The organism is Streptomyces bullii, from assembly GCF_042657145.1.
Classification (GTDB): domain Bacteria; phylum Actinomycetota; class Actinomycetes; order Streptomycetales; family Streptomycetaceae; genus Streptomyces; species Streptomyces bullii.
In genome coordinates this window covers 50,000-69,385 of record NZ_JBHSNY010000016.1, presented here as the reverse complement: position 1 = coordinate 69,385, position 19,386 = coordinate 50,000, and the positions used below count along the sequence as shown (strand labels likewise).

Sequence of the window (19,386 nt, the reverse complement as noted above, 5' to 3'; positions counted from 1 at the left end):
CGTCTCAAGGGCCTGTCAACGGCGAAAGCACGGTCGGTTCAATGCAATGCAGGCGGCGGCGACCCACGGGTGTCCATCGCGGCGGGAGCGCGCGAACGGGCACGTCCACGAACAGCGAAAGGCGCCCGGCGAGCGCCGTGATTCAGCCGGACTTGAGGAAGCCGGCACGCTCGGAGATCGCGGCAGCCGCGGACACGACCTTCTCCGCCAGCTCGGGAATGGCCTCCGACGTGATCCGGAACGAGGGACCGGAGACGACCACGGCAGCGATCACCCCACCATGGGCGGCGCGGATCGGCGCAGAAACCGCGGTGAGACCGATCTCGTGCTCTTCCTCCGTGAACGCGTACCCCTGCACGCGCACCTGCGCGAGCTGCGTCTCAAGCTCCTTCGCGTCCACGATCGTGTGGACGGTGTGCCGCTCCAGACCTCGGTCGAGGATCCTCCTGCGATCCGCTTCCGGCATCGTGGCGAGGAACAGCTTGCCGGGAGCCGTCGTATGCAGCGGGGTGCGCTGACCGACCCAGTCGACCGTCGTGACGGAGGCGTTGCCTCTCACCTGATCGATGGTCACCAGGTCTCGACCGTCGTGGATCGCGACATTGACGGACTCACCGACCGCTTCGGCGAGTTCCTGGCAGATCGGCCGGCTGATGACCGAGATGTCATATGTCCTCGTCGCCCCGGCGGCGAGTTGGACCACGCCGTAGCCCAACCGATACTGACCACGACTCGCGTCCTGCTCGACGAGCCCGCGCGCCTCGAGCGTCGCCAGCAGCCGGAAGACGGTCGACTTGTGGACATCCAGCTCGTCGGCGATCTGAGTCACGCCCGCGGCCCCGCGCAGAGCAAGGACCTGAAGAATGGAGATTGCACGGTTGACTGAATGGACCGAGCCGTTGCGTACCTTGCCCCTGTCACTCATGGCGAGACCATAGCCTCCAACAGAGAAGGACCTGGACGGGGTCAGCGCTCGTGGTTGTGCATGACGTGCTTGGTGCGCGAGTAGTCGTCCAGGGCGTAGAGGGACAGGTCGCGGCCGTAGCCGGATCCCTTGAAACCGCCCCAGGGCACTTCACTGGCCAGCACCAGGTGGGAGTTGACCCAGACGGTGCCGAAGTCGAGGCGCGCGGCGATGCCGTGGCACCGGCGGGCGTTCTCGGTCCACACCGAGGCGGACAGGCCGAAGGGGACGTCGTTGGCGCGCCGGACCGCTTCGTCCTCCTCGCTGAAGGTCTCGACCGTGATGACCGGGCCGAAGATTTCCTCGCGGGCCACCTCGGCTCCTTCGGGGACGTCGACCAGGACAGTCGGGGCCACGAAGTAGCCGGGTCCGTCGAGGGCCCCGCCTCCGGTCGCCACGCGGATGCCTTGGCTCTTCGCGCGCTCCAGGTACCCGGTGACGCGGTCGAAGTGGGCCTTCGAGACCATGGGCCCGACCTCGACGTCCTCACCGGAAGTCGGCTCCCCGACGACCAGAGCCCGGACCTCGCCGACGAGTTGCTCGACGAACTGCTCGGCGACCGACTCGTGGACCAGCACGCGGCAGGCGGCCCCGCACTCCTGGCCCGAGTTCCAGAATCCGGCGACGCGCAGTGCCGAGACGGCCGCCGCGAGGTCGGCGTCCGGGAAGATCACCACCGGGGCCTTGCCGCCGAGTTCGAGGTGGACCCGCTTGAGGGTGTCGGCGGCGGCCCGGGCTACGGCGCGGCCGCTGGAGACCGAGCCGGTCAGGGCGATCATGTTCACGTCCGGGTGCTCGGCGAGCCGGGCTCCGGCGACCGGGCCGTATCCGTTCACGACGTTGAGCACGCCGGGCGGCAGGAGGTCGGCGACGAGTTCGGCGAGCTTCAGGGTGGTCAGCGGCGTCTGTTCGGACGGCTTGAGGACCAGGGTGTTGCCGGCGGCGAGGATCGGGGCGATCTTCCAGGCCGCCATGAGCAGGGGGTAGTTCCACGGGGTGACCACGCCGATCACCCCGAGCGGTTCGCGCAGGATGACCGACAGGTGGTTCTCGGCGTAGTCGCCGGCGGCCATGGAGGTGGTCGCGCGGACCGCACCGGCCATGAAGCGGAAGGTGTCGACGGTCTGGGCGACGTCGTCCTGGGAGACCGCGAGCGGCTTGCCGGTGTTCGCCGACTCCAGCCTGGCCAGGAGTTCGGTGTGCTCGGCCAGCCCGTCGGCGATGGCATGCAGCGTCTCCGAGCGCTCCTTGGGGAGCAGCCGTGCCCACTGCCTCCTGGCCGCGACCGCGGCGGCGACCGCGCCGTCGATGTCGTCGGCGGTGCCCTCGGGGATGTGGGCGATGACGTTCTCGGTGCTCGGGTCGACCACGTCGATGACGCGCTCGGGTGACTGGTCGAGGAACTTCCCGTCGATGAAGTGCCGGGCCGGGGGGAGGTCGGCCGCGGTGATCAGAGGCGCCGCGTCCGTTGCGCGTCGAACCGTGGCCGTCGTGGGGCCGGTGGTGGTGGTCATGATCAGTGACTCCTTGAGAGTGGTGGATACGGCGAGTGCTGATCTCTCAGCGGGACGGCGGCCGGCCTGCCGGTTCGCCGGTCGATCCGTGTTCCGTGGCCGGCGAACTCGCGGACGTGGCGGGCCAGTCCGTCCTCCGGCCGATGTCGCGTGCTTCGGCCTGCTGGTAGACGCTCCAGGCCGCTGCCGCGTCCTGAACGCCGAGGCCGGCGCTGAGGTACGTCACGATGTCGTCGTCGCTGCCGCGACCGGTCGCCTCGCCGGTCAGGACCCGGCGGAGTTCGAGGACTTCGAGCCCCGGCGCATGAGGGTGCGCGCGGGCGGCGACGAGCGGACCGCAGTTCTGGCGGGCCGTCGGTTCGTGATCGACGACCACCTGGTTGCTGACGTGGAGGACGTCCGGTCCGATCTCGCAACGGTGCCGGTCGAAGGATCCGACTGTGACGACGGTGACGCCGGGCGCCAACTCGCTTGCGGCGAACAGGGGTTCGATGGCCGAGGTGGCGCAGACGATGACGTCCGCCCGGCCGATCGCCTCGCTCGGGGACTCCACCGGTTCGACGTCGAACCCCTGCCGACGGAGGCGTCGCGCGAGGAGGGGCGCGGTGACCACATGCCCGTCCAGGCGTAGTGCTTGTCGTGCTGCAGAGCCTTGATGTGCGCCTGCCCCTGGACGCCGGCCCCCAGCACCAGGAGGCGGGCCGCCTCCTTCCTGGCCAGTGCCTCGACGGCGACCGCACTCGCGGCGGCCGTGCGCAGCGTGGTCACCGCCGTGCCGTCCATGAAGGCCAGAGGGACGCCGGTGCGCGGGTCGAGCACGGTGATCACGGCGTTGATGGTCGGGACGGCTGTTCCGGCGTTTTCGGGGTTGATGCTCCCGAACTTGCAGACGGGTCCGCTCGCGCGGTCGAGGCGCGCGGCGTAGCACAGGACGGTGTCGGGATCGTCGGCGTGGCCGCCCAGGATCTTCTCGGGCTGCCACGCCTCTCCTCGGGCGAGGGCGAGGGCGAGGAACGCGGTGCGTTGCGAGGCGATCGCGGTGTCGATGTCGAACACGGAGCGGACATCGTGCTCGTCCAGGAATCTCATGGCTGCCGTCCCGTTCGTGCTCACTGTGACGGCGAAAGCTGCGGAAGCGCCTGGACCAGCGAGGAGATGTGGGCGTTGGTGGCGGGGTCGAGCGCGAGCACCGGCTCGCGCGGGCCGCCGACGGGGAATCCTGCCGCGTCCAGGGCGGCCTTGATCGCCGGGATGAACGGAGCGGACATGATCGCGTCCATCAGCGGGTAGATCCGTGCCCATTCGGCCCGCGCGCGGTCGAGTTCGCCGGCGCGCAACGCGCGGTGGATCGAGACGAGTTCGGCCGGCATGACGTTCGCGGTCCCGGCCATGACACCGGCGGCGCCCTCGGCGATCGAGGTCAGCAGGAGGCTGTCCCAGCCGATGAAGGTGGAGATGACGTCGCCGTGGTTGTGGATCAGCTGTCCGGCCTGGGCCATGTCGGCGCTGGTGTCCTTGATGTACTGGATGTTCTCGACCTCGCGGGCGAGCTGTCCGACGGTCTCCGGCGTCAGATTGACACCGGTCGCCCCGGGCAGGTTGTAGAGCATGATCGGAATGTCCACGGCGTCGGCGACGGTGCGCAGATAGCGCAGCGTCTCGTCGAGCGTGAGCGGCTCGTAGTACGGCGTCACCACCATCAGCACCGAGGCCCCGGCATCCTGCGCGTGGCGGGACAGCTCGACCGCTTCCCTGGTGCTCAGCGCACCGGTCTGCGCGACCACCGGCACACGCCCGGCCGCCTGGTCGATGACGGTCTCGACCACCTGGCGCCGCTCCGCCGCGCTCATCGCCGCGAACTCACCGGTGGAACCGCAGGCGACGACGCCGTCCACCCCGCCGTCGACGCTGCGGTCGACCAGGCGGCGCAGTGTCTTCTCGTCGATCTCCCGGTCCGGCGCGAACGGTGTGGCCAGTGCGGTCAGGACGCCGCTCAGCTGTGACGACATTCTGGACTCTCCTCAGGTGAAGCCATGGGTGGGGAGGCGGGCTTACGGGGTGGCGGGGGCCGGCGCAAGGCTCTGCCCTGCGGTCTGCAGTTCGGTGGCCAGCAGGCTCTGTGCTTCCTGCGCTGCGGACAGACCGGTCCGGATCGCGGTCTCGGTATAGAAGGTGCCGAGATAGTCGCCGGCCAGGAACACCCGGCCGCTGCGGCGGGTCAGCGTCTGCTGCAGCTGGCCTCGGCCGGGGAAGCAGTACGGCGCGCCCGTGGGCCAGCGCTGTACCTCGGCCTCGACGACGTGGTCGGCGAAGCCGGGCAGCACCTGGTCCAGATCGTCGAGGTAGATCCGGCGGATCTTCTCGTCGTCGTGCTCCAGCAACTCACGCGCCAGACTGCCCGGCGAGAACGTCATGATGCTGCTGCCCGGCCGGCGCTCCCGCTCGTAACCGTGCACCACGTTCGACATGTTCAGCGCGACGGCGAAGGACCGCTTCGGCGTCGCGATGCCGTAGGCGTCGTCCCAGACCTGACGTCCGGTCTCGTTGCTGAGGAACGCCGCACTCACGTAGGGGCCGTAGACGATTTTCGACAGGGCCTCGCGGACGTAGGGGTCGAGATCGACCGCGACCCGGTGACTGACCGTCGCGGGCGTGGCCAGCACGACGCAGCGCGCCTCGACCTCCTGTTCGACGCCGCCCTGCCGGTAACGCACCACGACCGAATCGCTCTTGTGGACGATCTCGTCGACGGTCGCGTTCAACCGCACCCGGTCCGACAGAGCCGCCGCGATGCTCTCGGTGAGTGTGGACGGGCCGCCCAGAATGCTCTGCGACAGACCCCCGCCGATGTTCCACACCAGGCTGAAATAGCCCACCCCCGCACCCGCCGACAACTGGTCGATGTCGGCGGCCGAGCGCGTCACCGTCGGCTTGAACAGGGCCTCGGCGTCCTCGGGCAGACCGCCGATGAAGTCTTTGAAGGAACGGTCGTTCATGAAGCCGTAGATCCGCTGCTGATGCTGAGCCGCGTCCTCGCCCGACCGCCGCTGCACGATCCGGGCGTAACGGGCCACCTGCACCGCGACCCTGGCACCGGCCTTGACCATGCCGACCCGCGCCGACATCGGCATCGGGATGCGGAACGGGTAGCTCTCCACCCGGCCCTTGAGCAGCAGCTTGCCGTTCATCGACAGCCCGGCCAGCGAGCCGGGCACGGGGACCGCGTCGACACCGGTGCTGCTCAGCAGCCACGACGTCGCGGAGTCCCCGCCGGCGTAGACATGCCCGCCCCAGTTGAGCCAGTACGGTCCGCGCCGCTCGGAGCGGATCCGGCCGCCGACCCGCCCCTCCGATTCGAGCAGGAGCGTGTCCCAGTGCCGCAGTCGCCAGCCCGCGGCCAGTCCCGCGATGCCGCCTCCCACGATCACTACGTCTTTCATCGGTGCCCTCCTGCACGTTCTGCGGGTGAAGATTTCGGATGCTCGGAGAACCTCGCCGTTCCCTTGAGCTGGTGTGTCAGTGGCCTCGGTCGATCCACTCCTGAAGGTGCGGGGCCTCCGCGCCGATGGTGGTCGAGGTGCCGTGTCCGGTGTGGACGGCCGTGTCCGGGGGCAGGGTGAGCAGTTCGTCGCGAATCGAGCGAATGATGGTGGGGAAGTCGGCGAACGACCGGCCGGTGGCGCCGGGGCCGCCCTGGAAGAGGGTGTCTCCCGTGAACACCGACCCCAGAGCGGGCGCGTGAAGGCAGACCGCGCCAGGAGCGTGACCGGGGGTGTGGAGGACGACCAGTTCCGTGCCGGCCACGGTGATGCGCTGCCCGTGGGCGAGGGAGCCGTCGGGGGTGCGGTCGGGGTGGGTCTGCTTCCACAGCGCGTCATCGTCGGGGTGGAGCAGAATCGGTGCGCCGGTCAGTGCGGCGAGCTCCGGGGCCGCGCCCACGTGGTCGTCGTGAGCGTGGGTGCACACGATGGCCCGCAGGACCCTGTCCCCCAGCTCCTGCGCGATGGCCTGGGCGTCGTGGGCGGCGTCGATGACGATCGCCTCGCTGTCGTGGCCGACGATCCAGACGTTGTTGTCGACGTCCCACGTGCCGCCGTCGAGCGAGAAGGTGCCCGACGTGACCAGGTGGTCGATCCGTACGGTCGTCATCACAGCACCACCACCGAGCGCAGGACGTCGCCGTCATGCATCCTGGCGAACGCCTTCTCCACCTCGTCCAGGGGGATCGTCTCGGTGACGAAGGACTCCAGGTCCAGCCGCCCCTGCAGGTGCAGGTCGATCAGCATCGGGAAGTCCCGGGACGGGAGGCAGTCGCCGTACCAGGAGGACTTGAGCGCGCCGCCGCGTCCGAAGACGTCCAGGAGCGGGAGTTCGAGCTGCATGTCCGGGGTGGGCACGCCGACCAGGACGACCGTGCCGGCGAGGTCGCGGGCGTAGAACGCCTGCCGGTACGTCTCGGGGCGGCCGACCGCCTCGATGACGACGTCGGCGCCGAAGCCGCCGGTGAGGTCGCGGATCGCGCCGACGGCCTCCGTCTCACGGGAGTTGACCGTGTGGGTAGCGCCCATCCTTCGCGCCGTCTTCAGTTTCCGGTTGTCGATGTCGACGGCGATGATCTTCGCCGCGCCCGCCAGCCGCGCCCCGGCGATCGCCGCGTCGCCGACTCCGCCGCAGCCGATCACCGCGACGGTGTCGCCGCGTGACACGTTGCCGGTGTTGATGGCCGCGCCGATGCCGGCCATCACTCCGCAGCCGAGCAGTCCGGCGACGGTCGCGGACACCGCCGGGTCGACCTTCGTGCACTGTCCGGCCGCCACCAGCGTCTTCTCCGCGAAGGCCCCGATGCCAAGGGCGGGGGACAGTTCGGTGCCGTCGGTGAGGGTCATCTTCTGCTGCGCGTTGTGGGTGTCGAAGCAGTACCAGGGGCGGCCGCGCAGACAGGCCCGGCAGCTCCCGCACACCGCACGCCAGTTGAGGATGACGAAGTCTCCGGGCGCGACATCGGTGACCCCCTCCCCCACCGACTCCACCACGCCGGCGGCCTCATGCCCGAGCAGGAAGGGGAAGTCGGCGCTGATGCCTCCCTGTTTGTAGTGCAGGTCAGTGTGGCACACACCACAGGCCTGCACCTGGACCACCGCCTCGCCCGGACCGGGGTCGGGGATGACGATCGTCTCGGTCCGTACCGGCTCGTCCTTGCCCGGCGCGATGACGCCGCGTACTTCCTGTGCCATCTCCGGCTCTCCTCGAATTGCCTTGTGCGGGTGTGCGGATGTGTGTGTTCGGGGCGCCCCGGTGTACTGGGCGTCGAGTTCCGCGGTCTTCAGGGTCACCATGTCCCCGCAGACGACGTCGATCACGTGTCGACGGACGCTCTGCCCATGGCGCTGATCGGATCCGCGCCCCGCGACGATCCGGTCGGCGCCCTGCGCCACGCCGTCGGCGGCCTTCGCGGCCGAGCAGACCGGGGTGACCGTGGCGCCCCGGCGTTTCGCAAGCTGCACCACGGCGAGTCCGACTCCCCCAAAGGCGCCGGTCACCAGCACCCGCTGCGGCCTTCGTGGTGCTGGTCACCCTGACGGGCACCTGGCCGATGATGGTGTGCACACCGGAGGCGTGCCCCAGCGTGCGCCGTTACGTCCGTCCGGTAGTCGAGTCTCCAGCCCGCCGTGGCCGGCGAGGAGGGCGGCGGCCATGGTCCTCGGAAATGGCCTCACTTCAGCCAGGAGTCGACGACCGTCTTGTTCTTGCCGATCCATTCCTTGGCGGCTTCCTGCTCGTTTCCCTGGCCCTTCTCCTGGATCAGCAGTTCCAGGCTACCCAGTTGGTCCGAGGTGAGCTTGAAGTTCTTCAGCCAGCCGGCCACTTCGGGGTGGTCGTCGGAGAAGCCCTTGTAGGCGATGGGCTTGGTCGAGTCGGGCTTGCCGTAGGCGCCCTTGGGGTCTTTGAGGACCTTCAGCGGGAGCTTGGCGTACGCCCAATGGGGCCGCCACAGGGTGACCACGACCGGCTTCTTCTTGGCGATGTCGGTCTGCAGCGCGGAGAGCATGGCGGAGGTGCTGCTCTCGGTGAGCTGGTAGTCGTCCTCGAGGCCGTAGGCGGGCATGACGCTCTCGCGGGTGAGCCGCATCAGGCCGGAGCCCGCCTCGATGCCGACGATCCGGCCGCCGAACTCGGAGGCGTGCGACTTGAGGTCGTCGATCGTGTTGACGTCCTTGACGTAGGTGGGGACGGTCAGGTTGAGGTCGGCGGGTGAGTACCAGGCTCCGATGATCTCCAGCTTGGAGCCGAGCTTGTCCCAGTACGTGGAGTGGGTGGAGGGCAGCCACGCGTCGAGGTAGAGGTCGATCTGTTTGTTGGCGACGCCGGTGAAGGTGCTGGCGATGTCCAGTTCCTGGACGTCGATCTTGTAGCCCTTGTCCTCGAGGATCTGCTTCCACAGGTAGGTGGCGGCGATGTCCTCGTCCCAGCCCGGGACGGCGGCGATCTTCAGTGAATTCGTGTCCCCGCTGTCCCCTCCGGAGCCGGAGTCCACGGTCGCGGTCTGTCCGCTGCACGCGGTGGTGACCAGGCTGAGCGCGGCGGCGATACAGCCGAGGAGGAGCTTGCCACGGGGGCGGCGTGAGGTGCGGTTCATGAGCGGTTTTCCTGTTCTCGGGCAGTCTTCACGCCGAAGCGGTGACGGCTGGTTCGGGGGTGCGGGCGGAGGCGTCGTCGGCGGCGGCCGGGGTGGGAACGGTGCGGTTCTTGCGGGGCCGGCGCCGCCTCGGCGTGGCCAGGGCGCCTGTGGTGCGGTCGAGGAAGATGGCGAGGAAGACGACCGCGAGCCCGCCCTGGAAGCCGACGCCCACGTCGAGTTGGCTGATGCCGCGGACGACGACGGTGCCGAGGCCGGCGGCGCCGACCATGCCGGCGATGACCACCATGGACAGCGCGAGCATGATCACCTGGTTGACGCCGGCCATGATCGAGGGCAGGGCGAGCGGGAGTTGGACCTCTCGCAGGATCTGCCGGGGTTTGGCGCCGAAGGCGTGCGCGGCTTCGACGACTTCCTTGTCGACCTGCCGGATGCCCAGTTCGGTGAGACGGACGGCGGGCGGGACGGCGAAGACGGTGGTCGCGACGACGCCGGGGACGAGGCCGATGCCGAAGAAGAAGACGGCCGGGATGAGGTAGACGAACACCGGCAGGGTCTGCATGAAGTCGAGCACCGGCCGGACGACGGCGCTGGCCACCCGGCCGCGGGCGGCCCAGACGCCGATCGGCACCCCGATGGCCACGGCGAGGACGGACGCGACGGTGACGACGGCGAGCGACTGCATGGCCTCGATCCACAGGCCCATGCCCTGGATGAGCAGGAAGGCGACCACGGTGAAGGCGGCGAAGCCCCACTTGCGGGCGAGGAAGGCGAGCACCGTGAACACCGCGGTGATGACGAGCGGATGCGGTGCGGTCAGCACGAAGAGCACGGCGTTGACCAGCGACGTGATCACCGAGGAGATGGCCTCGAAGAGGCCTCCCAGGTGCAGGGTGAGCCAGTCGACGGCGGAGCTGACCGGTGTACCGAGGTCGATGGTGAACAGGGGGCTAGACATGGGCCGCCGCCTTCCTGAAGTCGGTCGAGTCCGTCCTCCGGGCGTCGGACAGTGCCGTGAGGAGCGTGGCGCGGGGAACGACGCCGACGAGCCTGCCGTCGTCGTCGGTGACGGCCAGGGGCACGGTGTGCTGTCCCACCCGCGGGCACAGGTCCACGAGCAGAGCGTCGGAGCCGGTCGCCTCGTAGGAGTCGACCAGGCATTCGCGCAGGGATGTACGCCCCTCGCGGACCGCCTGGGCGAGCCGGTCGTCGCGCGCCACGCCGACGATGTGTCCGTCGGAGTCCAGGACGTAGACGCCCCCGGCCTCGATGTTCGACAGCCTTCGCAGGACATCGTCGGGATCGTCGTACGCGCTCACCGTCATCAGCGGTTCCCGCATGATGGCGCCGGCGGTGAGCACGCGTGAGCGGTCGACGTCGGAGACGAAGTCGCGGACGTAGTCGCAGGAGGGCGTGTGGAGGATGTCGGTCGCGGTGCCGAGCTGTACGACGCGCCCGTCCCGCATGACCATGATCCGGTCGCCCAGCCGCATCGCCTCGTTGAGGTCGTGGGTGACGAAGATGATCGTGCGGCGCAGGTCGCGTTGCAGGGTCAGCAGCAGGTCCTGCATGTCCCGGCGGATGAGCGGGTCGAGGGCGCTGAACGGCTCGTCCATCAGCAGGATCTCGGCGTCCGTGGCGAGCGCGCGGGCCAGCCCCACACGCTGGCGCTGCCCGCCGGACAGCTCACCGGGGTAGGCGTCGCCCCGGTCACCGAGGCCGACCGTCTTCAGGGCCCAGTCGGCGCGCTCCAGCCGCTCGGACTGGGCGACCCCGCGCAGGCGCATGCCGTAGGCGGCGTTCTCGCGGACCGTGCGGTGCGGGAAGAGGGCGAAGTGCTGGAAGACCATGTTGATCTTGCGGTTGCGCAGTTCGCGGAGGTCCGCGTCTCCCATGGACAGGACGTCGCGGCCTTCGATGCGCAGTTCGCCTGAGGTCGGCTCCACCAGCCGGTTCAGCATGCGCAGGAGGGTCGACTTCCCGGAACCCGACAATCCCATGATCACGAAGAGCTCGCCGGGCGCCACGTCGAACGTCACGCCGTCTACCGCGTGCACTCCGTCGGACGCCGAGCCGTAGACCTTTTTCAGACGGGATGCCTCAATCACCGTGCCCCACCTCCGGGGGTCCGCGCGGGGCGGAAGGACGAGCAGCCTCTCAGGGCTGCTGTCTCGCGTTGCGAAACAGGTGTGCAGTGCGGTACGACGATGTCCCCGCGTCGGGCGACCCGTCAAGGCCCTTGCATGGCAGAAATGGCGAATTAACACGGAGCGATCACCACGGGCAGGCTCACCTACACCCGGAGAAATCAGGTGGTCAAGGGCTGGCGGGCCATGGTTGCCGCTCGGCTACTCTTCGGTCATGACCAGCAACGGGAGCCGCCCACGCGATCACTCGGTCCAGTCCGTCGACCGCGCGGTGTCGATCCTGCAGGTGCTGGCCAAGCAGGGCCCCAGCGGCGTGACCGAGATCGCCACGGCACTGGACATCCACAAGTCGACCGTGTTCCGGCTGCTGGCGACGCTGGAGTCGCGGGGCCTGGTCGAGCAGGACACCGAACGCGGGCGATACCGCATCGGCTACACGATGATCGAACTCGCGGCCGGCGCGAGCAAGGTGAGCGACCTGTCCGTGCTGGGCCACCCCATCTGCCAGGAGCTGGCCGCGGCCGTGGGCGACACCGTGAACATCGCGATCCGCGACGGGAACGACGTGATCGGCATCGACCAGGCGATCGGCACGTCGATCATGAGCATCGACTGGGTGGGCAAGCGCACCCCGATCCACGCCACCTCGGCGGGCAAGCTCTTCATCGCGCACATGACCCCCGCCGAGGTCGCGGAGATCTTCGCCAAGCCGCCCGAGCAGTACACCCCGCACACCATCGTCGACCCGGTGCGCCTCAAGGCGGAGCTCGAAACGATCCGCGAACGCGGCTACTCCACCAGCAGCGAGGAGCAGGAGATCGGACTGGCCGCCATCGCCGCCCCGATCCACTCCTTGAGCGGCGAGATCATCGCGGCCGTGACACTGTCGGGGCCGACGTTCCGCATCAACGAGACCACCATTCCCCACCTCGCAGAACAGGTGATGGCGGCCGGCGCGAAGATCTCCTGGCGCCGGGGACATGTGAAGCGCGGATGAGCACGGCACAGGGCTGACGCAGGCCGCGAGACCGAGGGCGGAGCGGGGCGCGGCGCCAGGGACTCTTGACGGCTGGGGATTCCCAGGCTCACCATTTGTCTCGCATCACGATGTCGTTTCGCAATATGAAACAACCTCTCGGTCGACATCCATGACCGATCACTTCCGAAGGCGCGGCGCGATGACGCAGCCGACGCCCCAGCCCCGTTGCGTCCCCGAGGAGCGGCTGTGCCCTCAACCACCCTGGATCCCCTGCTCCAGCCCTTCCGGCTCAAGCACCTCACCCTGCGCAACCGGGTGGTCAGCACCTCCCACGAACCGGCGTTCGGCGAGGACGGCATGCCCAAGGACCGCCCTGGACTTCACCGGTGAGGTCAAACGCAGACTCGGCATCCCCGTGATGCACGCGGCGCGCATCGCCGATGTCGCCACCGCGCGGCACGCCCTGCGCGAGGGGCTGCTGGACCTGGTCGGCATGACCCGCGCGCAGATCGCCGATCCGCATCTGGTCGCCAAAGTGCGGGCCGGGCAGGAGGACCGCATCCGGCCCTGCGTCGGGGCGAGTTACTGTCTGGACGCGATCTACGACTCCGGCGACACCAAGTGCATCCACAACCCGGCGTCCGGCCGGGAACTCCACGTACCGCACGTCATCTCCCCCACGATCGGCCGCCGCAGGAAGGCGGTCGTCGTCGGTGGCGGTCCGGCCGGCCTGGAAGCGGCGCGCGTGCTGGGCGAACGCGGCCATGACGTCGTCCTGTTCGAGGCGAGCGACCAGCCCGGCGGGCAGATCAGGCTCGCCGCGTCGAACCCCCGCCGAGGCGACCTCAGCCAGATCGTCGACTGGCGCCTCGCCGAGTGCAAGCACCTCGGCGTCGACCTGCGCCTGAGCACATACGCCGAGGCCGACGACGTCCTCGCCGAACACCCCGACCTCGTGATCGTCGCCACCGGAGGCACACCCAACCGCAGCTTCCTCAGCGAGGGCGAGAACCTGGTCGCCGACACGTGGGACGTGATGACGGGCTCGCTGCGACGTCCGCGCGGTCCTCGTGCCGCTCCTGGCGAGAGACCGGCCGAAATCCTCGTCTACGACGACCACGGCGGCTTCCCGGCCATGGACGCCGTGGAGGTCCTCACGGCGTCGGCCGACGTCCGGATCGAGTACGTCACTCCGGAGCGCACCCTCGCTCCCGACGTCGGCAGCATGAACTCCCCCGCCTACCTACGGGCGTTCACCGCACACGGCGTCACCACCACGCTCGCCCAGCGGCTGCGCGCCGTGCGCCGCACCGGGGACGGACGGCTCACCGCGACCCTCTACAGCGAGTACACCGAGGCCGAGACCGAGCGGATCGTGGACCATGTGATCGTCGAGCACGGGACGCTGCCCAACGACGAGCTGTACTTCGACCTCGTCCCCGGCTCGACCAACCTCGGCGAGGTCGACCTCCGCGCCCTGCTGGCGCACGAGGAGCAGACGGTGGTCCGCAACGAGGCGGGGCGCTACCAGCTGTTCCGCATCGGCGACGCCGTCGCCGCCCGCAACGTCCACGCCGCGATCTACGACGCGCTGCGGCTGTGCCTGCCGGTCTGAGCGCCGCCTGCCCGTCAACTCCTGTGTCCTGTCGGAGAGATGCGATGAACCCAGTGGCACCGGCCGCCGAGGTGGCCGACCTCGTTTCCCGGCGTCCCGCCGGACAAAGCCTTCAAGCCCCTTTCTACGTCGACGAGGAGTTCTTCACCCTCGACATCGAGGCGGTCTTCGCCCGGCACTGGCTGTTCGTCGCGGCCGAAGCGGAGCTTCCCGAGCCCGGCGACTATGTGACGGTCACGCTCGGGTCGTACTCGGTCATCGTCGTCCGCGACGACGACGAGGGCGTACGGGCCTTCCACAACGTCTGCCGCCACCGCGGCGCGCGCATCCTCGACGAGGGGCGCGGTTCGGTGGGCAACATCGTGTGCGGGTACCACCGGTGGACCTACGGCGTGGACGGCAGACTGCTGCACGCCGAGTCCCAGGCGCCCGGCTTCGCCCCGTCGTGCTTCTCGCTCAGGTCCGTGCACGCGCGCACCGTGGCCGGGCTGGTCTTCATCTGCCTGGCCGAGGAGCCGCCCGCCGACTTCGACGAGGTCGCCGCCCGTATCGAGCCGTACCTCGCCCCGCACAACCTCGCCAAGGCGAAGGTCGCCACGCAGATCGACCTGGTCGAGCACGGCAACTGGAAACCGACCATGGAGAACAACCGGGAGTGCTACCACTGCACCGGCCCTCCCGAACTCCAGACCTGCTACTTCCCCATCTACGGCTACGCGGAGCAGGACGTCCCTCCGGCACTGCGACCGGCCTACGAGCGCTTCCAGCGGGCCGACGCCGACGCCCGCGCCACCTACGAGTCGCTCGGCCTCCCGTACGCCGCGATCGAGGGACTGGACACCCGCGCCACCGGATTCCGCATCCAGCGCGAACCCCTCGACCTGGCCGGGGAGTCCTTCACCCCCGACGGCACGGCCGCCTGCACACGCCTGCTGGCCGACTTCCCCACCGCCCGCCTGGGACGGCGGTCCTTCCATCTGCAACCCAACGCCTGGTTCCACTTCCTGGCCGACCACGCGATCACGTTCGCCGTGATCCCGCTCGGCCCGGACCGCACGCTCGTCCGCACCACCTGGCTCGTGCACGCCGACGCCGTCGAGGGCCTCGACTACGACCTCGACACCCTGACGAAGGTGTGGAAGGCCACGAACGAGCAGGACGCGGTGTTCGTCAACCGGTACGTGACCCGGCTCAAGGCACACCTGGAGCAGAAGCGATGACCGAGACCGAAGAACTGCTGGTGTGCCGCCAGGTGCACCCGCTCACGCACGACGTCACCACGTTCGTGTTCGAGTACGCCGAACCCCGGCTGTTCCGGCACGAGCCGGGCCAGTTCCTGACACTGACCCTCGATATCGACGGCCGGCCGGTTCAGCGCTGCTACACCATCTCCTCCCCGCCCACCCGCCCCTTCCTGCTGTCGATCACCGTGAAACGCGTACCGGGCGGACTCGTCTCGAACTGGCTGCACGACCACCTCAAGCCCGGTGACACCGTGCGCGCGCACGGCCCGCTCGGTGAATTCACGACGGCCCGCTATCCCGCCTCCAAGTACCTCTTCCTGTCCGGCGGTGTCGGAGTGACGCCGTCGATGGCGATGACCAGGACGCTGTACGACCTGGCCGACCCGGCCGACGTGGTCTTCGTGCACGGCGCCCGCACCCCGGCGGACATCGTCTTCCGCCACGAGCTCGACCTCATCGCCGCGACCGCGCCGAACATCCGCGTGGTCCACGTCTGCGAGGAGGACCGCCCGTACGCCCCCTGGGGCGGCTACCGCGGCCGTCTGACGATCGAGACGCTCCGGCAGGTCGCGCCGGACTTCCTCGAACGGGAGGTCTTCACCTGCGGACCCGCCCCCTACATGGCCGCCGTACGGAACATGCTGGCGGACGCGGGCCTCGACATGGACCACTACCACGAGGAGAGCTTCACCTTCGAGACACCGGCCACGCCGGCCGACACTGCGCTCGCCACCGCTACGGGCGCCGGTTTCAAGGTCGAGTTCACCCGCAGCGGACGCACGGTCGAGTGCGACACCGACACTTCGATCCTCGCTGCCGCGTCGCGAGCGGGGCTCAGCCTGCCGGCCTCGTGCGCCCAGGGCATGTGCGGTACCTGCAAGACCACCCTGGTCTCCGGTTCCGTCGACATGCAGCACAACGGGGGCATACGGCCACGCGAGGTCGCCCAGAACAAGATCCTGCTCTGCTGCTCGAAACCATTGGAGGATCTCGTGATCGACGCGTGACGCCGGCACGAGAAACGAACCGTTCCTGAAGACTGGGCGGGAGTGAGTCCTATTGCCAGAACCCATGCTCAGCCAACGCCCCGCAGGGTGTTCGGCGTTCTGGTCCCCCGTGTTCGCTCCGCGTCCGGCTCGCATGGATCGTGTCCGGGGTCCGGGAGGCGGGGACGGGTTTCCTCACGCCCGGAGACGCCCGGTGCGGCCTGGACGATCCGATGCGCCTGCCCATCGCTCCGGTGAGCAGGGGGCGGGGCCGTCCGTCGCCGGATCGGGTGTCTCTGAGCGCGCCTGCCGATCGCCACGGCGGCCGCGTCGTGGCGAGTGGTCTTCCTTTTCTTCCCGGTGAGGGGCTTTTCAGTGCTGGGCGCCCCACTTGGATGTCCCGGCCTCACGGTCGGCCCGCTCCCGCTCCAGCCGGTCCTGAAGCAGGTACAGACGGCGGGTCTTGGCGAACCACTCCCGCCGGGTGCGGTAGCCGCCCGGCGCCTTCTTGGTGCCCTTCTGTCCGGCCGGGAGGGACAGCCGGTGCGTGATCGTGCGGATGCCGGCTTCCAGGTTCTGGATATGGGCGAGCTGACAGCGGCGGGCCAGGGCCCACTGATCATGCGCGGACCGCCCATGTGTCCGACGAGTGGTCGAGGCCGTCCGCGCAGCGGGCCCTGAGGTCCTTCCCGGCTAGCGAACCCAGGTGCGCGTCCACCAGGGCGCAACACCTTCTCATCCTGCGGCGTGAGCTCCGTGAGGCGGGTGCGGATGGCCACGCCGGTGGGGCCGAGCGCGACGAACGGCACCGCCACCTCCCGCAGTCTGCCCACCCTTCGCTCGACGTCTACACAGCGTGTGTGGCTGAAGGTCTCCACGATTCGAGGGGATTGACACAGCGGGCCTGTCCATCGCGACGGGACACCCGGACAACCGGGCCGCCGCACCACGACAAAGTCGTAGACGACGGGTTCTCCGAAGTCAGCGTGGTCAGGCGGTTTCGCGGCCGGCTTCCCGCTCGATGCCCAGCTGCTCGATCGCCGAGGCCATGTGCGCGTGCAGGATCTCTCGGGCCGCCACCGCGTCGCCGCGCGCGATCGCGTCGGCGATGGGCGCATGGGATGTCGCGGACATGGCCACATCACGGCGTTCGCCGGCGGCAGTCATGATCACAACGCGCATCGGTCCCTCTAGTTGCCGCCAGGTCTTCAGGAGAATCGAGTTGCCGGAGAGCTTGCACAACAGGAGGTGGAAGCCGAGATCGGCCTCGACTTTCGCAGCCAGATCCGCCCCTGATTCGAAGGCGTCGTGGAGCTTTTCCAGGGCCTTGCGCAGGGCTTCGGCCGCTTCCTGCCTGCTCGGTGACGCGATGATCTGTGCCACCGCGAGTCCCTCCAGCGCTTCCCGGACCTGGAAGAGTTCCCGGACCTCGGTGGGGGTCAGCTGGGACACGCGGAGCATGCCGCGCGCTCCCGCGGTGACGAGTCCCTCCTGCTGGAGATGGCGCAGGGCCTCCCGTACCGTGCCGCGGCTCACCGACAGGCGTTCGGCGATCTCCACTTCTCCGAGATGGTCGCCGGGGCGGTACTGGCCGGTGGTGATGGCCGTCCGCAGGGCCACGAGCGCGCGCTCACGGAGGGTCGTCGAGCGGGTGAGACTGGAAAGCGCCTGACCGGACACCGCCGAACCTCCTTCGACTGCACGAGCGATCATAGTAGCCCAGCTGTCATCTGTTGACAGTCAGCAGCGTTCTGTACCGCGTGGCAGCAAGTGCCGTACGGCCGGAACCGCGCTACCCGGGTAGATCGCCAGGTCTCCGTTCGAACGGGTTGACATCGCCTCTCCATCGGACTCAGCATCGACTCTCGACTGTTAACAGTCGACAGCCAACAGCGGGGGCCTCGGGACGGTTGCCCGCCTACGGTCAAGGAGGATCGGCATGGCTGAGTCCAAGTCCGGACAGCCGGCGGCACAGGGATCGCCGGAGCGTCTGAGAGTCGCCATCGGGTGCGGAGTCGGCGCGACCATCGAGACGTACGACTTCATCGGCTTCGGAACGGCCGCGGCTCTCTACTTCGGCGACGTGTTCTTCCCCGACTCCGACCCGCTGTCGGCGACCTTGTTGTCGTTCGCGACGCTCGGGATCGGCTTCGCGGCACGTCCGCTGGGCGGTGTCATCGCCGGTCATCTCGGGGACCGCGTCGGCCGCAAACCCGTCCTGGTCGGATCGCTGCTGCTGATGGGCATCGCGACCGTGCTGATCGGCTGTCTGCCCACCTACCAGATGGTCGGGGTCTGGGCGCCGGTCCTGCTGGTGATCGTCCGCGTGATCCAGGGGCTCGCCTTCGGTGCCGAGTGGGGCGGTGCCATCCTGATGACCTTCGAGCACGCCCCGTGGCGACGGCGCGGCCTGTACACGGGCATCACGCAGGCCGGCTTCCCGGTGGGACTGCTGCTCGCCAACCTCGCTTTCCTGTTCAGCGGGCACACCCTGGACGACACCTGGGCCTGGCGCGTGCCGTTCCTGCTCAGTGCCGTCCTGATCGCCGTAGGTATCTTCATCCGGCTCAGGATCGACGAATCGCCCCAGTTCGAGGCCCTCAAGGAGTCCGGCGAGGTCGTCAGGAACCCGCTGCTCACGGTCATCCGGGAGGACTGGCGCAACGTCCTGCGGGCCTTCTGCCTGCGGATCACGGAGACCGCGGGGTACGCCGTCTCGGTCACCTTCGTGCTGTCCTACCTGGACGACGGCGACGCCCCCGACGTCTCGGGCACCACCAGCCTCACCGCCCTGGTGACCGCCGCGGCCGTCGGCATCGCCGCCACCACGCTCTGGGGGCGTCTGTCGGACCGGGTCGGCCGCCGTCCGGTCTACCTGTTCGGATGTGCCGTGAGTTTCCTCTGGGGCATCCCGCTGTTCCTGCTCGTCAACACCGAAGCCGCGGCACTCATCCTGATCGCCTTCGTGATCAGCTACGCCGTCTGCCAGAACTCGCTGGCCGGTGTCCAAGGAGCCTGGTTCTGCGAGCTGTTCGCCACCAGGACCCGCACCGCCGGAACGTCCCTGGCCTACCAACTCTCCGCGGTGGTCTCCGGGTTCACTCCCCTGATCGCCACCGCGCTCTACTCCGCCACCGGGTGGACGGGGCCGGCGGTTCTCTTCACCTGCTACGGGCTGCTGGGCCTCGTGGCGACGCTGCTGACACGCGAGACGTGGGGCGTGGACGAGCACCGGGAAGCCGACCGAGCCGTGACCGCATCCGCCGAACCCGCCCTCCCCGCTTCCCACTGACAGAGACG

Annotated in this window: 17 protein-coding genes and 2 pseudogenes; 6 read left to right on the top strand and 13 right to left on the bottom strand. The window is 69.1% G+C overall.

Features of this window, described 5'->3' with window-relative positions; translation table 11 throughout:
• Positions 1 to 142 precede the first annotated feature (142 nt).
• From ACFPZJ_RS36120 to ACFPZJ_RS36070, 11 genes and pseudogenes are all read right to left on the bottom strand, one after another.
• Complete coding sequence (locus ACFPZJ_RS36120; protein ID WP_381030759.1) at positions 143 to 925, bottom strand: IclR family transcriptional regulator; 783 nt, start codon at positions 923 to 925, stop codon at positions 143 to 145.
• A 41-nt stretch (positions 926 to 966) separates the two neighbouring features.
• Positions 967 to 2,478, bottom strand: coding sequence for an aminobutyraldehyde dehydrogenase (locus ACFPZJ_RS36115; RefSeq protein ID WP_381030757.1), 1,512 nt, complete (start codon positions 2,476 to 2,478; stop codon positions 967 to 969).
• Between the two features lie 46 nt (positions 2,479 to 2,524).
• The gene (locus ACFPZJ_RS36110) at positions 2,525 to 3,091 is read right to left on the bottom strand and encodes a hypothetical protein (protein ID WP_381030755.1); all 567 of its coding nucleotides are present in this window, start codon (positions 3,089 to 3,091) and stop codon (positions 2,525 to 2,527) included.
• Positions 3,092 to 3,129: 38 nt separating this feature from the next.
• Positions 3,130 to 3,567: pseudogene (locus ACFPZJ_RS36105) on the bottom strand (ornithine cyclodeaminase family protein); the annotation flags it as partial.
• A gap of 20 nt (positions 3,568 to 3,587) precedes the next feature.
• Entirely contained in the window at positions 3,588 to 4,487 is a 900-nt protein-coding gene (gene dapA / locus ACFPZJ_RS36100; protein WP_381030753.1) for a 4-hydroxy-tetrahydrodipicolinate synthase, read from the bottom strand.
• Between the two features lie 42 nt (positions 4,488 to 4,529).
• The gene (locus ACFPZJ_RS36095; RefSeq protein ID WP_381030751.1) at positions 4,530 to 5,918 is read right to left on the bottom strand and encodes an NAD(P)/FAD-dependent oxidoreductase; all 1,389 of its coding nucleotides are present in this window, start codon (positions 5,916 to 5,918) and stop codon (positions 4,530 to 4,532) included.
• A gap of 76 nt (positions 5,919 to 5,994) precedes the next feature.
• Positions 5,995 to 6,627, bottom strand: coding sequence for an MBL fold metallo-hydrolase (locus tag ACFPZJ_RS36090; protein WP_381030750.1), 633 nt, complete (start codon positions 6,625 to 6,627; stop codon positions 5,995 to 5,997).
• On the bottom strand, positions 6,627 to 7,712 hold the full coding sequence (locus ACFPZJ_RS36085; protein ID WP_381030859.1) for an S-(hydroxymethyl)mycothiol dehydrogenase: 1,086 nt from the start codon (positions 7,710 to 7,712) through the stop codon (positions 6,627 to 6,629). Before ACFPZJ_RS36085 ends, ACFPZJ_RS36090 begins: the two co-directional genes overlap by 1 nt.
• A 479-nt stretch (positions 7,713 to 8,191) precedes the next feature.
• Entirely contained in the window at positions 8,192 to 9,115 is a 924-nt protein-coding gene (locus ACFPZJ_RS36080; RefSeq protein ID WP_381030748.1) for a glycine betaine ABC transporter substrate-binding protein, read from the bottom strand.
• A 28-nt stretch (positions 9,116 to 9,143) separates the two neighbouring features.
• On the bottom strand, positions 9,144 to 10,073 hold the full coding sequence (locus tag ACFPZJ_RS36075; RefSeq protein WP_381030746.1) for an ABC transporter permease: 930 nt from the start codon (positions 10,071 to 10,073) through the stop codon (positions 9,144 to 9,146).
• Positions 10,066 to 11,223: a quaternary amine ABC transporter ATP-binding protein gene (locus ACFPZJ_RS36070; RefSeq protein WP_381030744.1), complete on the bottom strand. Its 1,158-nt coding sequence runs from the start codon at positions 11,221 to 11,223 to the stop codon at positions 10,066 to 10,068. Before ACFPZJ_RS36070 ends, ACFPZJ_RS36075 begins: the two co-directional genes overlap by 8 nt.
• Positions 11,224 to 11,476: 253 nt before the next feature.
• On the opposite strand from ACFPZJ_RS36070, the gene ACFPZJ_RS36065 reads away from it, so the two are divergent.
• From ACFPZJ_RS36065 to ACFPZJ_RS36045, 5 genes are all read left to right on the top strand, one after another.
• Entirely contained in the window at positions 11,477 to 12,259 is a 783-nt protein-coding gene (locus tag ACFPZJ_RS36065) for an IclR family transcriptional regulator (protein ID WP_381030742.1), read from the top strand.
• Between the two features lie 228 nt (positions 12,260 to 12,487).
• Positions 12,488 to 12,631 carry a hypothetical protein gene (locus ACFPZJ_RS36060; protein WP_381030740.1) on the top strand — a complete coding sequence of 48 codons (144 nt, stop codon included), beginning with the start codon at positions 12,488 to 12,490 and terminating at the stop codon, positions 12,629 to 12,631.
• Between the two features lie 28 nt (positions 12,632 to 12,659).
• Positions 12,660 to 13,856 carry an FAD-dependent oxidoreductase gene (locus ACFPZJ_RS36055; protein WP_381030857.1) on the top strand — a complete coding sequence of 399 codons (1,197 nt, stop codon included), beginning with the start codon at positions 12,660 to 12,662 and terminating at the stop codon, positions 13,854 to 13,856.
• Positions 13,857 to 13,900: 44 nt separating this feature from the next.
• Entirely contained in the window at positions 13,901 to 15,076 is a 1,176-nt protein-coding gene (locus ACFPZJ_RS36050) for an aromatic ring-hydroxylating oxygenase subunit alpha (protein WP_381030738.1), read from the top strand.
• On the top strand, positions 15,073 to 16,107 hold the full coding sequence (locus ACFPZJ_RS36045; protein WP_381030736.1) for an FAD-binding oxidoreductase: 1,035 nt from the start codon (positions 15,073 to 15,075) through the stop codon (positions 16,105 to 16,107). Before ACFPZJ_RS36050 ends, ACFPZJ_RS36045 begins: the two co-directional genes overlap by 4 nt.
• A 378-nt stretch (positions 16,108 to 16,485) precedes the next feature.
• On the opposite strand, the pseudogene ACFPZJ_RS39865 reads toward ACFPZJ_RS36045, so the two are convergent.
• Together ACFPZJ_RS39865 and ACFPZJ_RS36035 are read right to left on the bottom strand one after the other, a co-directional pair.
• Positions 16,486 to 16,865, bottom strand: a pseudogene (locus ACFPZJ_RS39865) (IS200/IS605 family accessory protein TnpB-related protein); the annotation flags it as partial.
• A gap of 211 nt (positions 16,866 to 17,076) precedes the next feature.
• Positions 17,077 to 17,766, bottom strand: coding sequence for a GntR family transcriptional regulator (locus ACFPZJ_RS36035; protein ID WP_381030734.1), 690 nt, complete (start codon positions 17,764 to 17,766; stop codon positions 17,077 to 17,079).
• 259 nt (positions 17,767 to 18,025) lie between these two features.
• Here ACFPZJ_RS36035 and ACFPZJ_RS36030 point away from each other — a divergent pair, with 259 nt between their 5' ends.
• Complete coding sequence (locus ACFPZJ_RS36030) at positions 18,026 to 19,378, top strand: MFS transporter (protein WP_381030732.1); 1,353 nt, start codon at positions 18,026 to 18,028, stop codon at positions 19,376 to 19,378.
• Positions 19,379 to 19,386: the final 8 nt, after the last annotated feature.

Bases quoted from the DNA above. Each gene is read 5' to 3' on its own strand.
- ACFPZJ_RS36120 (WP_381030759.1), bottom strand. From the start codon at position 925: ATGAGTGACAGGGGCAAGGTACGCAACGGCTCGGTCCATTCAGTCAAC.
- ACFPZJ_RS36115 (WP_381030757.1), bottom strand. From the start codon at position 2,478: ATGACCACCACCACCGGCCCCACGACGGCCACGGTTCGACGCGCAACG.
- dapA (WP_381030753.1), bottom strand. From the start codon at position 4,487: ATGTCGTCACAGCTGAGCGGCGTCCTGACCGCACTGGCCACACCGTTC.
- ACFPZJ_RS36095 (WP_381030751.1), bottom strand. From the start codon at position 5,918: ATGAAAGACGTAGTGATCGTGGGAGGCGGCATCGCGGGACTGGCCGCG.
- ACFPZJ_RS36090 (WP_381030750.1), bottom strand. From the start codon at position 6,627: ATGACGACCGTACGGATCGACCACCTGGTCACGTCGGGCACCTTCTCG.
- ACFPZJ_RS36085 (WP_381030859.1), bottom strand. From the start codon at position 7,712: ATGGCACAGGAAGTACGCGGCGTCATCGCGCCGGGCAAGGACGAGCCG.
- ACFPZJ_RS36080 (WP_381030748.1), bottom strand. From the start codon at position 9,115: ATGAACCGCACCTCACGCCGCCCCCGTGGCAAGCTCCTCCTCGGCTGT.
- ACFPZJ_RS36075 (WP_381030746.1), bottom strand. From the start codon at position 10,073: ATGTCTAGCCCCCTGTTCACCATCGACCTCGGTACACCGGTCAGCTCC.
- ACFPZJ_RS36065 (WP_381030742.1), top strand. From the start codon at position 11,477: ATGACCAGCAACGGGAGCCGCCCACGCGATCACTCGGTCCAGTCCGTC.
- ACFPZJ_RS36055 (WP_381030857.1), top strand. From the start codon at position 12,660: ATGCACGCGGCGCGCATCGCCGATGTCGCCACCGCGCGGCACGCCCTG.
- ACFPZJ_RS36050 (WP_381030738.1), top strand. From the start codon at position 13,901: ATGAACCCAGTGGCACCGGCCGCCGAGGTGGCCGACCTCGTTTCCCGG.
- ACFPZJ_RS36045 (WP_381030736.1), top strand. From the start codon at position 15,073: ATGACCGAGACCGAAGAACTGCTGGTGTGCCGCCAGGTGCACCCGCTC.
- ACFPZJ_RS36030 (WP_381030732.1), top strand. From the start codon at position 18,026: ATGGCTGAGTCCAAGTCCGGACAGCCGGCGGCACAGGGATCGCCGGAG.